The sequence below is a fragment of the Rhodococcus sp. H-CA8f genome (genome assembly GCF_002501585.1).
In the GTDB taxonomy this organism is placed as follows: domain Bacteria; phylum Actinomycetota; class Actinomycetes; order Mycobacteriales; family Mycobacteriaceae; genus Rhodococcus_F; species Rhodococcus_F erythropolis.
On sequence record NZ_CP023720.1, the window covers coordinates 835,482 to 849,181 of the forward strand.

The window sequence follows — 13,700 nt, forward strand, 5'->3', positions numbered from 1 at the left end:
TGCTCACCCCAATTCTTTTCAATTCGAAAGTGAAGAACATGACTGTGCAAAAGCTCACCGGTGGCCAGATGGTGGTCGACATACTGATCCGTGAAGGAGTTGAAAAGGTATTCGCTATTCCGGGACACGGCAATACAGCGTTACTTGATGCGTTCGTCGACCGGGCCGACGAAATCGAGTTGGTTCCCGCCATCCACGAGCAGGGCGCCGCACACATGGCCGACGGCTACTACCGCGCATCGGGCAAGATCGCGGCCGTCTGTACTTCCATCGGACCGGGAGCGACGAACACCGTAACCGGAATCGCGACTGCGTTCGCGGACTCGCAGCCGATGATTCTGATCACCGGCGCCGTTCACACGTATATGGAGAACCGCGGCGTCCTCCAGGAGATCGATCGGCCGCACGGGAACAATTTCCCACGGATGGTCGAGCCGGTCGTCAAGCGCTGGTGGCAGCCCGGTCGACTGGAGCAGCTACCTTCCGCGATGGCTCAGGCGTTCAACACGATGCTCGAAGGTCGCAGAGGGCCTGTCCTGGTGGATATCCCGCAGGACCTGCAAGCTGAGTACGGCGACTATGTTCCAGAGTTGTACTCGCGCCGAGCTCAGACCCGGGCGACTGGTGATCCCGTCGCCATTGCCGAGGCAGCCAAGCTACTGGCGGGTGCTAAGCGTCCCGTGATCCTCGCTGGCGGAGGCGTCATCGCAGCCGAGGCCGGTGCGGAACTCCTCACACTGGCGGAACGTCTCGGCGCTCCCGTGACGCACTCCTTCCAGGGCAAAGGCGCATTCCCCGCAGACCACGATCTGTACGCGTGGCCGTGCGGCGACATGGGATCGATTCCTGGTAACGGAGTCACCAAGACCGCCGACGTCATTCTTGCAGTGGGTTGCCGGTTCAGCGATCGCATCACGTCCTCCTACCGCCCGGGAGTCACATTCGACATCCCTAACACGAAACTCGTTCACATAGACATCGACGGATTCGAGATCGGCCGCAACTACCCGGTCGAGGTCGGGATCGTCGGCGACGCCAAGACCTCGCTCGCGTCTCTGATCGACGAACTCGGCGCACCGGCAGCGGATTACGACTTCCGAGCAACCGACTACTACGCCGAACTTCAGGACTTGAAGGCGCAGTGGGACGAGCACCTGCGCCCTATGCGTGAGACCGATTACTTACCGATGACCAACTCGCGGGCAATGGTCGAGATCCGAAAGGTTCTTCCGCGTAACGGAATTCTGGTCACCGATTCCAGCAACCCGGCAAACCAGGCGTTCAACGAATTCCCGATCTACGAGCCGAAGAGCAACATCGTTGCCGGCGGATTCTCCGGAATCGGATTCGGTGTACCTGCCGCGATCGGCGCCGCGATCGGCGCACCGGACAAGCCGGTTCTCGCGCTCGTCGGCGATGGCGCGTTCCTACAGACCGGCACGGAGATCGCAGCTGCCGCCATGAGCGGCGTCAATGTCGTCTTCGTCGTTCTGAACAACGGTGGCTGGGAAGCAATCAAGGACCTTCAGATCAATCTCTTCGGCGCGGAACGGGAAATCATCTCAGGGTGGAAGTTGCCGGATGGATCCCCGTACTTCGCCGATATCACTGCGTTCGCCCAGTCCCTCGGATGCAAGTCCGAGCGTGTCGAGGATCCGGCAAAGCTCGGCGCCGCTGTTCAGCGCGCATTCGAGACCGAGGGCCCCGTAGTCATCGAGGCGATCAGTGCTCGCGAGCTGCCCTGGACCGAGATGCATGCAATGGGTTGGTGGGATATCACCGTACCGGCGTACCACGGCGAAGTTCGAGACGACTACGTGAACCAGCGCGGCTTCTGACCCACCCCTCACCGGAAAGTAGTTGTAAGTCATGGGCAACATCAAACTCGGACTTAATCTGGAGTTCGCGCGATACGAGAACGGCTCTTTCGATTGGGCCATGGACCAAGCTGCTGAGATCGGCTACAAGTACGTCGAGCCGATGGTGCACTGGGGTCGTGAACTGCTCAGTGCAGCAGGATATTTCCACAGTCGTTCCATGCTCGACGATCCGTTGATCCTACGGAATGCGGCCGAAGATCGCGGTCTCAGCATCTCGTCGCTGTCGAGCCACGCGCCACTCGCCAAGCCGGAGGTGGCAGTGGAGTACTTCCGCCAGGCCATCCGTTACGCCGCGGAGGCAGGTTCTCCGATGATCATGGTCGACGATGGACCCACCCCGTCTTGGACCACGGAGGAAGAGAACTACACGCTCATGCGGTACACCCTGAAGGAGGCAGCGCTGGTCGCGGAACCCCGGGGTATCAAGATCGCAATCGAGACCCACGGGCCGTACACCGCGACTCCGGAGCGCCTCGACAAGATCATGAATTTGGTCGACAGTCCTGCCCTGACGATCAACCTCGATACCGGAAACAGCTACCTGAGTGAGAACGATCCGCACGAGTGGCTCGAAGCCATCATCGGTCAGGTCACGCACCTGCACGCCAAGGACATCGCGTTAGACGACGCGAAACGTCTACGCGGAAAAGTGCGAGGCATGCTGGGATGCGCATGCGGTGAAGGCGTCATCGACTGGAAGCGCATCGTCGACACACTCGCCGCGGCCGACCACGACGTCGTCTTGTCGGTGGAGTGCGGCACGCTCGACGCCGCGAAGAAGAGCTACACCCACCTCAGCGCATTGATCGAAGCAGTCGGTCAGTAGCCGTGTTCGGTTTGGAGACGCATCCGGGAAACATGAATACAGTCGTGATCATGGACCCGTCCGTGATGAAGCCGAGGATTCCGAACGGTGAAGTGCCGACCGTCGAGGAGTTCGTGACAGCCCCGCCTGCCGTACGCGCACTGCCGATCCCGCGGATCGAAGCCGTCGACGGCCGAATACAGATCAACTAACCGAACACCGAAAGTGCTCGGGCCCAACCTCATCAGGTTGGGCCCGAGCACTTTTCGTCTCGGCGGCTGTAGTTCTGCCTCGTCTGGGGCGGTGGGGGCCAGGTGGGTGATGGAAAGGGTCTCGGATGTCCGACGCCGACGGTGAGACAGTGAGTCTCGGATCCGCGACACGAACAGGCCCGTCGACAGTCGTGGTGACTTCAGACGGGCCTGTACGTCGATCTGCTTGCAGCTACAGCTGCTTACGCGACGGCTTCTGCTGGTCGGGCGCCGGTGATCATCGAGACGATCTCGTCGGCGGTGGTTTCCTTGGTGTTTCGGCACCCGACGACCTGGCCTCGCCGGAAAACGTACACCCGGTCGGTCAGTTCCAGCACCTGTTGCATGTTGTGGCTGACGATGATGACCGCGACTCCGCGTTGTTTGAGGCGTTTGATGATGTCGTGGACGTGGGCGGTCTCCTGCAGGCCCAATGCCGCTGTGGGTTCGTCCATGATGATGAGCTTCGATCCCCAACCGGATGCGCGGGCGATGGCGATACCCTGGCGCTGGCCACCGGAGAGACCCCGAACGGTCCGGTGTACCTCGGGCACGTTCACTCCGATCTCCGTGAGCAATTCGGTTGCACGCTTGGCCATCTTGCGTCTGTTGAGCACGCTCAAGCCGCCCAGGTTGATCAGCTTCTCTTCACGCCCGAGGAACAGGTTGGTCAGGACGTCGAGGTCGTCTGCGAGTGAAAGATCCTGATAGACGGTTTCGATCCCGGCTTCGCGTGCATCGATTGGGCTTTGGAACTCACAGTCCGCACCGTCGAATCGGATGGTGCCATCACTCGACGGTTGCGCGCCGGAAAGGATCTTGACGAAGGTGGACTTGCCTGCGCCGTTGTCGCCCATGATGGCGATGTGCTCACCGTGTCCGACGCTGATGGAGGCGCCTTGCAAAGCTTTGACGCCGCCGTAGAACTTGGAGAGGTTCGTAGTCTGGAGAAGAGGCTCGGTGGTGTTGGTGATAGTACTCATTGAGGTGGTTCCGATCTGGGGGGTCGTCTCGAATCAGTACGCTGCGGGAGAGTCGGCGACATTGGCGGATGTTACGGGCGGGATCGGGACGAAGATCTTGGGTTGCACCGTGCCACCGTCCAGCAGGGTCAGCATGGCGGCGACAGCTTCTCGCGCCATCTCCTTGGGATCGCCGTTGATGGTTCCGTACGTGTCTCCCGCGAGGATGCTCTCGCGCATCTCTTCCGGATAGTCGTTGCCGACGAAGACGATTTCGCTTCGGCCCATCGACTTGGCCAGGCGGGCGCCCGCAGCCAATTCGGGTCCTTGCGCGACGACGGCGTTGATCTGCCCTGCCGGATACTTCGCGAGCCAGTCCTGGGTCAGGCTGATGGTCTTGTCGTTCGCCCAGTTGTTCGGCTGCTCTTCGACGAGTTTGACGTCGGGGAAGTTCTCCTGCAGTTCGGCACGGAACCCTTCCGACCGGCCGATCTGCGGCCCACTGCCGAGGATGCCGGTCATCAAGGCGACGTTGCCCCGATTGCCAATTGCTCCTGCGACCATCTTCGCCTGCTCGCGTCCGACCTGAACGTCGTCGGTCCCGACGAACGAGGAGACCGGGGCGTCTTCTGACAGCGCCAGGGAGAATGCGATGACCGGGATTCCTGCTGCTTCGGCTCGTTTGATTGACGGAGTCATGCTGTCCTGGTCGCTGGGGGCGAGGAGAATTGCGTCGACCTTCTGCGTGACCAGCTGGTCCATTCCGCTACTCATCTGAGCGATGTCGTTGTGCCCGTTGACAACACTGAGCTTGTATCCCGCAGCTTCAGCTTCTTCTTGCACAGTCGAGATGGCTACGTTCATCCACGGGTCGACGCCGACGTCGTACACCACGAAGCCCAGCGTCTTGTTCGCACCCGAGGAAGGTGCGGTTCCGCAGGCCGTGAGTGCGACGGCGACGAACGCGGCCAGGCAAAGGGCAAATGCGGTTTTGATTGTTCGGGACGTTCTTCTTGCGGTCATATGTTGTCACTCCTGGAATGTGGTTGGCTGCGACTGGAATCGGACGTATCAGCGTTTGCGGGCGCTGCGGAACGCTTCGAAGCCGACTGCGAGCAGAACGGCCGTACCCGTCAGCGCCGGCTGCCAGTAAGCGGAAACGCTGTACAGGTTCAGTGCGTTTGTGAGGACGGTGAGCGACAGGATGCCGATCACCGCGGAGCTGATGCCGCCGACTCCGCCAGTGAGTGGTGTGCCGCCGATGATGACGGCGGCGATGGCGAGGAGTGCCCACTGTGTACCTGTTGCCGGACTCCCGATTCCCGAGATCGAGACGAGAAGAATTCCTGCGATGGCAGCGCACAGTCCGCCGATGGCATAGACGGCAATCAGAACCCGATCGACATGGATTCCGGCACGACGCGAGCCTTCCTTGTTGCTCCCGACGGCGTAGATGTGCTGGCCGAAGAGCGTGCATCGTAAGACGAACAACAGAATCAGGATGACCACGACGAATGTGAGACTGGCAAAGGAGATTCCAGCGATGTTCCTCAAGCCAAGATCGGTCCATCCGGAAGGAAGAGGAGCGATCGGGGTGGCGCCGGTTGCGGCGTACAGCAGTCCGGTGACGACGGCTTGTGTACCGAACGTGGCCACAAATGGGTTGATGCCGATCTTGGCTACGAGGATGCCGTTCACGAAGCCGGCGAGTAGACCGGCGACCAATCCGACGAGAATTCCGATGGCTATACCGTGCTGGAGACTGACGTACGCTGCCGCGCATCCGGCTGCCGCTGCCACGATTCCGACCGAGAGATCGAAGCCACCTGAGATAATCATCAGCTGCATACCGCCGGCAATGATTCCGACCATCGCCGCCTGTTGCAGCACGTTCAGCAGGTTGTCCGACTGCCGAAAGATCGGGTTGGCGATGCACAGAATCACCACCGATGCGGCCAGTACAGTCAGCATCACCCGCTGAACGACCTGCGACGGTGTGCTTGGCAGAATGCGTTTAAGCAGAGCAGGTAGCCATTCCTGCGAGGATGCGTGGGGCGGCTGGGGTGCCGCGGAACGAGTGGAACGGCCGACGTCATCGACAGAGATTCGCGCGCTTGGCGGCCGTTTCTGCTGGTCTTCGGTCAGGGGCATTGAGGACTCCTCGAAAGGGTGTGTCGGTGTTCGGTCGAAAGAGCGAAATCAGGTCACCCGGCGGCACGGCGTTGTGCGTGTCGAGATTTGGATCGGTGCCATGCAGTTCGCGTTCGGTTCGTGAACCGGTAGCGATTACTCGGACGGTGGGCCGGGTCTATATGGGCGCTGAAACAAATCTTCGGACAGGTAGGAAGCGGGTTCGCCATGTGTCTCAACTCTGTTTGGCGCCCCCCGGTGAAGCCCTGGGGTTGTAGAAATACTGTCCTGTGACTGCATTCACAGCTAGACGCAAGGCGGGAAAGATGTCTCGGCTGAGCGACACGTTTTGTGTAGTGTCTTTGACATGTCTTTCACGGTTGCGGACGCTCTGGAACTCTCACTGATCCGCGCGGCCGGTCCTCACGTACTCACCAACGGAACGGATCTGGATCAACGCGAAGTACGATGGGTTCACTCGTCCGAGATCCCCGATATCGCACGATTTCTCAGCGGCGGCGAATTGTTGCTGACGGCGGGCCTCGGTATAGGGGAAACAGAAGCCGAGCAGCGTGCTTACGTGAAGGCGATTTCTCGAGCGGGTGCGGCAGCTCTGGTGATCGAAGAATCCGGTCGCATGTTCGATCGAGTTCCTGAAGCTGTTGTACAGGAAGCCCAACAAATGCTGCTTCCGGTGATCGCGTTGACCCACGAAGTGTCGTTCGCCGGAGTCTCCGCCCAGGTGCACGAAATTCTGACCGAAATGCGACTTCGGAGCCTGACTCGTGAGCGTGAGGTCGAAGCAACATTCTCGGGATTGCTGCTCGACGGCGCAGACCATCTCGGAATAGTGGAGACTCTGGCGGCGCTCACCGACAGCACGGTGGTTCTGGAAAACATCGCGCACCGGGTGACGGTCTATTTTTCAGTGGACGGTGTCGAATTCGATGACGACGAGTGGAATCGTCACGCCAGAGTATCGCACGACAATGAAACTGATTGTGTCCGAAGGCCCGTCGTCATGCGTGGTCAACCGTGGGGGTGGATCCACGTGCTCCAGGGACAATCGCCGACCGCGCCGTTCTCGGCTGAATTCGCGGCGGAGCGGGCAGCAGCAGCGATCGCGATCTCGCTTCTCACCGATCGTAGCCGCGAGGCGCGTGACGATCAGCGCAGTACCGCTTTGATGACACACTTGCTGCTGGGAGAAATTTCCGGCGATGAGTTCGTGAAGCAGGCCAGTCGTCTGGGGTATCGGCTCGGATCTGGCCTGATGCGAGTGTTCGTGGCCAACAAGAATACTCGTGACGATTCTGGTGGAATCCGGCCCAAGCGCAGGAGCAGTCCCAATGCGATCAGTGCCGACATGGGTGATTACATCGTCACGGTGGCGCCGGAAGTGAGTGGCCGTCCGCCGGAGATCGAGGATCTTGTCGGTTTCGTCGGAGCGGGTGTCGGTGTGAGCCGCGCTATTTCACGTGACATGGTTGCTGTCGCGCTCACTCAAGCGCGCAGTGCTGCAGCCGTCGCCCGAGCTTCTGGTGGTGTCCTCCACTTCGACGAACTGGGGGTCGAGCGGATTTTGGTGACCCTGGCGCAGGGCCCGGAACTGGCGAGCTTCGTCGAAGACGAATTGGGTCCGTTGTTGACGAAGGATGCGCACTCGGCCAGTCCGCTGCTGCCGACACTGCGTGCGTTTCTCAGCGTCGACGGGCGCAAGACTGAAGCGGCGGACAAACTCTACGTGCAGCGCAGAACTCTGTACAACAGGTTGGAGCGGATCTCCACGATTCTCGGAAAATCCCTTGATGCCCCGGAAACACGGCAGCGCTTGCTGTTGGCAGTCAAAGGTCTTGAGCTGCTGGAGGGTTCGGCGATCAGTTCGTCGCGACGTTCCGGAAGGAACTAGCGTTCCGACTTCGATGAGGGGGACGGCGGTTCCTGCCGTGGCTAAACCTATACTGATCGCCCTGCGAGCTCCGCGCGCGGCAATGAGACGGCCTGTTGCCAGCAATCCGCACAGGGAACCACCGGGCAGTCCCAAGATGACTAAACCGAGTCCGCTGGTGGTGAGCTCGAGTGCATTCTTGACGTCGGGTGTCACTGTCACCCAAGAGGCTTGGCAAGCTCCGAGAAGTGCGAAGATGACAAGCTGTGCCCATTTCGTGCGGCCGAGCACGAAGGGCAACTTCGGGTAGAGCATTTCGTTGATTCGCTTCGTGGAGAGTTAAGTGAATCGTATCACCCGGTGATACGATTCACTCGTGTCTGTGGTGGTGAAACAAGGTGAGGTTGAGATGTGGCGCGACAGGCGGAAGTATCGCAAACCACGGTGTCGCGCCTACCGTCTCCCGAAGTGTTCGGTCGGGGTAATCGCCGCTGCCGACAGTACCTCTCACGGACGTCATCGTTCGTACATTCGCGGGACCTTCAGTGCAGAAACATCTTTGAAACTATCGAGGCAACGGCAGGAGTGGGGCGACGAACATGGCTAGTCACCGTATGGAGGAAGAAGTGGGGTACGTCTGTGTCACGTGTCGCCATATCGGTTCGTCGTTGCCTATGCCCAAGCCGTCTGTGCCGCTGGCCGTGCGAGCTCGATGCAACCTCTGTGGCGAGATCGACACGGCGATGTCGGGGCGGAAAGACGATGTGCCATACCGTGTCGAGCTCTTCGGGGGCTTTCGTAGAGCTTGGACGCATGCAGTCCGGTGTGGGCGAATGTGTGAACACCATCTACTGTGACGACAGGTCAACCGAAGCCAGCACTCGGTTGAAACGAGACCACGATAGAATTCGTGAGATCGTCAAGGGTTACGGCGGATGATTCGTCCGGAGCAAGGGGAGTCGCTTCAGTGGTTACGATGAAGGACGTGGCGCGGGCAGCAGGCGTCTCCCAAGCCGCTGTCTCATACGCGTTCAGTAACTCTCCGAAAGTTTCTGCATCGCAGCGCGATCACATCTACGCAGTCGCTCAGTCTCTGTCCTACGCCGGGCCGAACATCGTCGGCAGTAGCCTGCGCTCCGGCCGAGTTGGAGCGGTAGGCATCATGGTGATGGAGTCGTTGGGGCACGCACTGGAAGACCCGTCGACCATGCTGTTGATGAAGGGGGTAGTCGAAGTCAACGAACTCGCCGACGTTGCCCTCACTTTGTTGCCGTTGGTCTCCAGTAGGGAAGAAGGATTCAATTCTCCCGCGGTCAGAGGTTTGGTCGACGGAGTAGTCCTGCACAATGTAACTCCTACCCACCCGATCATTGCGGCCCTGATTCACTCAGGAACGCCGGCAGTTGCGATCGATTCACCCGCGGACTGCGGCTTGCCGTTCATCGGAATCGATGATCGCGCTGCGGGATTCAAGCAGATGGCCCATCTCTTGGATCTCGGGCACCGAAGAATCGGTGTGGTCTGCGAACGTTTGAACATCGGTGGCACCGACGGGCCGATCTCCAAGGCAGTTGTCGAACACTCTTCCGAGCGGGTCCAGCGAGATCGGATCCTCGGGTACTTCGATGCTGCAACTGCACGGGGAGATGCCGGTATCTCGATTGAGGTTTACGAGGCTTCAGGTATCGATCGTGACAGCGGCGTCCGTGCTGTTCGCTCGATGGTCGAGAAACTGAATCCGACCGCAATAGCCACGACATCAGATGTCTTTGCCGTCGCTGCCTTGAGCGTGCTTCGTAGCATGAATATCTCAGTACCTGAGGTTGTTTCGGTTGTCGGATTCGACGATGCGCCAATCGCCGAACTCATGGATCTGACCACTGTGCGTCAACCGCTGGTGGAGAAGGGGCGCGCCGCAGCCTCCATGCTGCTCGACAATATCGACGGCGCCAAGCGGAGGCAGAAAATCTTCAAAACCAAGCTGATCGTCCGAAACTCGACAGGCCCGGTCAGCACAGTCTGAACGAGACCATGCTGACCGGGCCGAAGTGGTCAGGATCGATAGACTTTCCGGTACAGTTCGGCGATTTCCTGTGCGCTGGGCACCACCGGGTTGTTCGACGGAGAACCCGACGCCAAGGCCTGTTCCGCCATCAGTGGAATGAGCTCCTCCCAGCGGGACTCGTCGATGCCGAATGTGCGCGGACTGGGTACCTCTACGTCGACGCACAAAGCATCGATGAAGTCGACCAGCTTGTGCGAGGCCGCCTCGTCTGAATCGCCGCGATCGGCCGCGCCCAGCTGCCTGGCGCAATCGGCGTATCGATCACGCGCCCCGGGTATGGAGAACGCGGTGATCGCCGGAAGTAGCATTGCATTGGAAAGTCCATGCGCCACATGGAAATGTGCGCCGATCGGACGACTCATCCCGTGTACCAGGCACACGCTCGCATTGGAGAATGCCATACCCGCCTGAGTGGAAGCATGCATCATCTGTTCACGTGCTTCTCGATCTGAGCCGTCACGGTACGCGCGCAAGAGGTACGCCCCGATTGTCTTCATCGCAGACAGTGCGAGCCCGTCCGAGATGGGGTTTGCCTTCTTACTGACGTAGGCCTCGATCGCGTGTGTGAGTGCGTCGACACCTGTGTCGGCCGTCAGTCTCGGCGGCATCGACATCGTGAGGTCGGAATCGACGATCGAGGCGATCGGAAGAAAAGAAAGCCCAGGGCATAGCATCTTCTCGTCGGTGGCAACATCCGTGATGATCGTGAATTGTGTTGCTTCCGAGCCACTTCCTGCCGTCGTCGGGATGGCGATGATCGGAAGCGCCGGCCCCGCGTACACCCGAGGGGCTTTGAAATCGCGCATGACGCCGTCCTGCTTGAACAAGACGGCAAGTGCTTTTGCCGTGTCCATCGGGCTGCCGCCGCCGAAGCCGATGATCGAGTCGGCATCGTGGGCGGTCAGAGCGTCGAGACCAGCCTGTAGAGAATCGGTAGTGGGGTCGGGAACCGTCTCGGAGAAGAGTGCGGCCTTCTTTCCTGCTGCTGCAACGATCTTCAGCAATCGATCGGCAGAACCATTGCTGACCATGAACGCGTCGGTGACAAGAAGCGGACGCTCGATGTTCAGATCCGTCAGCACTTCGCCGAGACTCTCGACGGACCCAGGACCAAGTTTCAAGAACCGGGGAAATGAAATGTTGGCAACCATGCCGATCCCTTCGAATGTTGTGAATGTATTTCCCGGCCCGTCGTATTCGGACGGGACAAGAACTCAGTTGTTTTCGGGGAAGCCGAGGTTGATGCCGCCGTGGCTGGGATCGAGCCAGCGGGTAGTGACGACCTTCCCACGGGTGAAGAAGTGGACTCCTTCGGTACCGTGAGCGTGCGTGTCGCCGAACAGGCTGTTCTTCCAACCGCCAAAGCTGTAGTAGGCCATGGGGACGGGAATGGGGACGTTGATCCCGACCATGCCGACCTCGATCTCGTTCTGGAAGCGACGTGCTGCGCCACCGTCATTGGTGAAGATCGCGGTGCCATTCCCGAATGCACTCGAATTCACCAGGTCGAGTGCTTCGTCGTAGGAGTTCACTCGCACGACCGAGAGCACAGGGCCGAAGATTTCGTCTGTGTAGATGCTCATGTCGGTGGTGACGTGGTCGATCAGGGTCGGGCCGAGCCAGAATCCGCCCTCACCACCGTTCGCCTGCACGTGCCTGCCATCGACGACGAGCGTCGCGCCGGCCGCCTCACCGGCGTCGACGTAGGAGGCGACCTTGTCGCGGTGGGCCTTGGTCACCAGAGGACCCATGTCTGAGTTCTTCGTGCCGTCACCGGTTTTCAGGGTGCGGGTTCGCTCGGCGATCTTGCCAACGAGTTCATCGGCGATGTCGCCGACGGCGACCAGTGCCGAGATCGCCATGCAGCGCTCGCCGGCCGAGCCGAATCCGGCGTTGACCATTGCGTCGGCGGCCAGATCGAGGTCTGCGTCAGGCAAGACGATCGCGTGGTTCTTCGCTCCTCCGAGAGCCTGAACGCGCTTTCCGTGGCTGGTGCCGGTGCTGTACACGTACTGGGCGATGGGGGTTGAACCGACAAACGAAACGGCCTTGATCGCAGGGTTGGTCAGAAGTTCGTCGACAGCTGTCTTGTCGCCTTGCAGGACGTTGAACACGCCCGCTGGAAGTCCTGCCTCGGCCCAGAGCGCCGCGATCCACAGCGAAGCAGATGGAACTTTTTCGGACGGCTTGAGTACTACCGTGTTTCCGGTGGCGATCGCGATGGGGAAGAACCACATCGGGACCATCGCGGGGAAATTGAACGGCGAGATTATCGCGACCGGGCCGAGCGGTTGACGGATCGAGGTGACGTCGACGTTCGTCGAGGCATTCTCGGTCATACCGCCCTTGAGCAGGTGCGCGATGCCACAAGCGAATTCGACGACCTCCTGGCCTCTTGACACCTCGCCGAGTGCGTCGGAGAGGACTTTGCCGTGCTCGGCGGTGATTATCTCTGCGAGTTCGTGCTTGCGGTCATTGAGCAGTTCGCGGAACGCGAAGAGGATTGCGGTGCGCTTGGCGAGCGAACTGTCGCGCCAATCGGGAAACGCAGCAGCAGCTGCGTCGATAACGGCGCGTGCGTCTTGCACGCTGGCGAGCGCGACACTGCCAGTGACGGCGCCGGTCGCAGGGTTCGTGACCGGAGCGGAGTTTCCACTCGAACCGGGGGCGATCTTGTTGTCGATCCAATGTGCGATGACAGTCATGACTATTCACTCCTGAGGCTGGGGTTGATTCGAGTCTGTGCCGCAGAATTGCCGTCGTCAACAAGTAAGATCGCAGTACTCAATGCAAAATTGCAGCCAAGAACGGGAATGGCGATGTTCACTTCTGACAACCTGCGCTTTCTGCTGGAACTGTCACGCACGGGGCGTATTTCGGATACGTCGAAGCGACTGGGGGTCGATCAGACCACGGTCTCCAGGAGAATCTCTAGGCTTGAAAAAGACATGGGAGCAAGGCTTTTCGATCGCGGCGTCTCGGGCTGGCAGCTGACCGAGGCGGGCAGGCGATTGGTTCCCTACGCGGAGAGTATCGAGTCGACGCTACTTTCTGCGCTCGGTGAGACGACCGCCTCGGCGTCGCCGAGCCTCAACGGGACGGTCCGGATCCTGACCCCAGACGGCTTCGGTGCCTTCGTATTGGTTCCGGGCCTGCGCTCTGTACGTGCCCGGCACCCGGATTTGTACACCGAAGTGCTGACTTCGACTACCCACGATGTGTTGACCGGGCGTGACTTCGACGTCGCCGTCACATTGGAGCGTCCCTCTCCCCGATCTGTGGTCGTCAGCAAACTTGCGGACTACAACTTGCGGCTTTACGCCTCGCGTCGGTATCTGGAGACGCACGAGTCGATCTCGTCGGTGGACGACCTACGTCATCACACGCTCGTCTGGTATGTGGACGCGTTCTTGGATGTCGAACCTCTGCGTATCCTCGACCGGATACTGCCCACCGGGCGAGCGCAGATCCAGACCAATAACATCGCTGGTCACTACGAGGCAGTCAGGCACGGTGTGGGAATCGCGCCCTTGCCGACGTACATCGGCGCGACCGACGATGACCTCGTGCCGGTGCTGCGTGACGAGTTCGTAATTCGGAGGTCGTATTGGCTCGTTGTCCCGCGCGAGCTGATCAGATTGGCCCGCGTGCGGGCGATAACCGATGCCTTGCATGAGATTGTCGACAGGAACCCCGACCTCCGTGCGCGGTGATGTGCG

11 protein-coding genes are annotated in these 13,700 nt (G+C 60.1%); 6 read left to right on the forward strand and 5 right to left on the reverse strand.

Annotated elements, in window-relative coordinates; genetic code table 11:
- Nucleotides 1-38 precede the first annotated feature (38 nt).
- From CPI83_RS04025 to CPI83_RS04035, 3 genes are read left to right on the forward strand one after another with little or no spacing between them, the layout of a single operon-like run.
- Nucleotides 39-1,838, forward strand: a complete 1,800-nt coding sequence (locus CPI83_RS04025) for a thiamine pyrophosphate-binding protein (protein ID WP_070796055.1) — start codon at nt 39-41, stop codon at nt 1,836-1,838.
- A 31-nt stretch (nt 1,839-1,869) separates the two neighbouring features.
- Nucleotides 1,870-2,706: a sugar phosphate isomerase/epimerase family protein gene (locus CPI83_RS04030; protein ID WP_070795628.1), complete on the forward strand. Its 837-nt coding sequence runs from the start codon at nt 1,870-1,872 to the stop codon at nt 2,704-2,706.
- A 50-nt stretch (nt 2,707-2,756) separates the two neighbouring features.
- Nucleotides 2,757-2,897, forward strand: a complete 141-nt coding sequence (locus tag CPI83_RS04035) for a hypothetical protein (RefSeq protein WP_153211537.1) — start codon at nt 2,757-2,759, stop codon at nt 2,895-2,897.
- Nucleotides 2,898-3,139: 242 nt separating this feature from the next.
- Here CPI83_RS04035 and CPI83_RS04040 read toward each other — a convergent pair whose 3' ends face one another.
- The 3 genes from CPI83_RS04040 to CPI83_RS04050 are packed head-to-tail and all read right to left on the reverse strand — an operon-like array spanning nt 3,140 to nt 6,049.
- Nucleotides 3,140-3,919 carry an ATP-binding cassette domain-containing protein gene (locus CPI83_RS04040; RefSeq protein ID WP_070795630.1) on the reverse strand — a complete coding sequence of 260 codons (780 nt, stop codon included), beginning with the start codon at nt 3,917-3,919 and terminating at the stop codon, nt 3,140-3,142.
- A gap of 33 nt (nt 3,920-3,952) precedes the next feature.
- The gene (locus tag CPI83_RS04045; RefSeq protein ID WP_097386818.1) at nt 3,953-4,921 is read right to left on the reverse strand and encodes a sugar ABC transporter substrate-binding protein; all 969 of its coding nucleotides are present in this window, start codon (nt 4,919-4,921) and stop codon (nt 3,953-3,955) included.
- 48 nt (nt 4,922-4,969) lie between these two features.
- Nucleotides 4,970-6,049, reverse strand: coding sequence for an ABC transporter permease (locus CPI83_RS04050; protein WP_019745464.1), 1,080 nt, complete (start codon nt 6,047-6,049; stop codon nt 4,970-4,972).
- Nucleotides 6,050-6,395: 346 nt separating this feature from the next.
- Here CPI83_RS04050 and CPI83_RS04055 point away from each other — a divergent pair, with 346 nt between their 5' ends.
- Both CPI83_RS04055 and CPI83_RS04060 read left to right on the forward strand, forming a co-directional pair.
- Nucleotides 6,396-7,937: a PucR family transcriptional regulator gene (locus CPI83_RS04055; protein WP_097386819.1), complete on the forward strand. Its 1,542-nt coding sequence runs from the start codon at nt 6,396-6,398 to the stop codon at nt 7,935-7,937.
- A 955-nt stretch (nt 7,938-8,892) separates the two neighbouring features.
- A complete protein-coding gene (locus tag CPI83_RS04060; protein WP_097386820.1) occupies nt 8,893-9,939 on the forward strand; it encodes a LacI family DNA-binding transcriptional regulator in 1,047 nt (348 codons plus the stop codon).
- A gap of 29 nt (nt 9,940-9,968) precedes the next feature.
- On the opposite strand, the gene CPI83_RS04065 is transcribed toward CPI83_RS04060, so the two are convergent.
- Nucleotides 9,969-11,132: an iron-containing alcohol dehydrogenase gene (locus CPI83_RS04065; protein WP_097386821.1), complete on the reverse strand. Its 1,164-nt coding sequence runs from the start codon at nt 11,130-11,132 to the stop codon at nt 9,969-9,971.
- Nucleotides 11,133-11,195: 63 nt separating this feature from the next.
- Nucleotides 11,196-12,686: a CoA-acylating methylmalonate-semialdehyde dehydrogenase gene (locus CPI83_RS04070; RefSeq protein WP_021331897.1), complete on the reverse strand. Its 1,491-nt coding sequence runs from the start codon at nt 12,684-12,686 to the stop codon at nt 11,196-11,198.
- Nucleotides 12,687-12,800: 114 nt separating this feature from the next.
- Here CPI83_RS04070 and CPI83_RS04075 point away from each other — a divergent pair, with 114 nt between their 5' ends.
- The gene (locus CPI83_RS04075; protein ID WP_058037608.1) at nt 12,801-13,694 is read left to right on the forward strand and encodes a LysR family transcriptional regulator; all 894 of its coding nucleotides are present in this window, start codon (nt 12,801-12,803) and stop codon (nt 13,692-13,694) included.
- Nucleotides 13,695-13,700: the final 6 nt, after the last annotated feature.

What these genes read in the sequence shown, in the direction of transcription:
- CPI83_RS04025 (WP_070796055.1), top strand. Translation starts at nt 39, where the DNA reads ATGACTGTGCAAAAGCTCACCGGTGGCCAGATGGTGGTCGACATACTG.
- CPI83_RS04030 (WP_070795628.1), top strand. Translation starts at nt 1,870, where the DNA reads ATGGGCAACATCAAACTCGGACTTAATCTGGAGTTCGCGCGATACGAG.
- CPI83_RS04035 (WP_153211537.1), top strand. Translation starts at nt 2,757, where the DNA reads ATGGACCCGTCCGTGATGAAGCCGAGGATTCCGAACGGTGAAGTGCCG.
- CPI83_RS04040 (WP_070795630.1), bottom strand. Translation starts at nt 3,919, where the DNA reads ATGAGTACTATCACCAACACCACCGAGCCTCTTCTCCAGACTACGAAC.
- CPI83_RS04045 (WP_097386818.1), bottom strand. Translation starts at nt 4,921, where the DNA reads ATGACCGCAAGAAGAACGTCCCGAACAATCAAAACCGCATTTGCCCTT.
- CPI83_RS04050 (WP_019745464.1), bottom strand. Translation starts at nt 6,049, where the DNA reads ATGCCCCTGACCGAAGACCAGCAGAAACGGCCGCCAAGCGCGCGAATC.
- CPI83_RS04055 (WP_097386819.1), top strand. Translation starts at nt 6,396, where the DNA reads ATGTCTTTCACGGTTGCGGACGCTCTGGAACTCTCACTGATCCGCGCG.
- CPI83_RS04060 (WP_097386820.1), top strand. Translation starts at nt 8,893, where the DNA reads ATGAAGGACGTGGCGCGGGCAGCAGGCGTCTCCCAAGCCGCTGTCTCA.
- CPI83_RS04065 (WP_097386821.1), bottom strand. Translation starts at nt 11,132, where the DNA reads ATGGTTGCCAACATTTCATTTCCCCGGTTCTTGAAACTTGGTCCTGGG.
- CPI83_RS04070 (WP_021331897.1), bottom strand. Translation starts at nt 12,686, where the DNA reads ATGACTGTCATCGCACATTGGATCGACAACAAGATCGCCCCCGGTTCG.
- CPI83_RS04075 (WP_058037608.1), top strand. Translation starts at nt 12,801, where the DNA reads ATGTTCACTTCTGACAACCTGCGCTTTCTGCTGGAACTGTCACGCACG.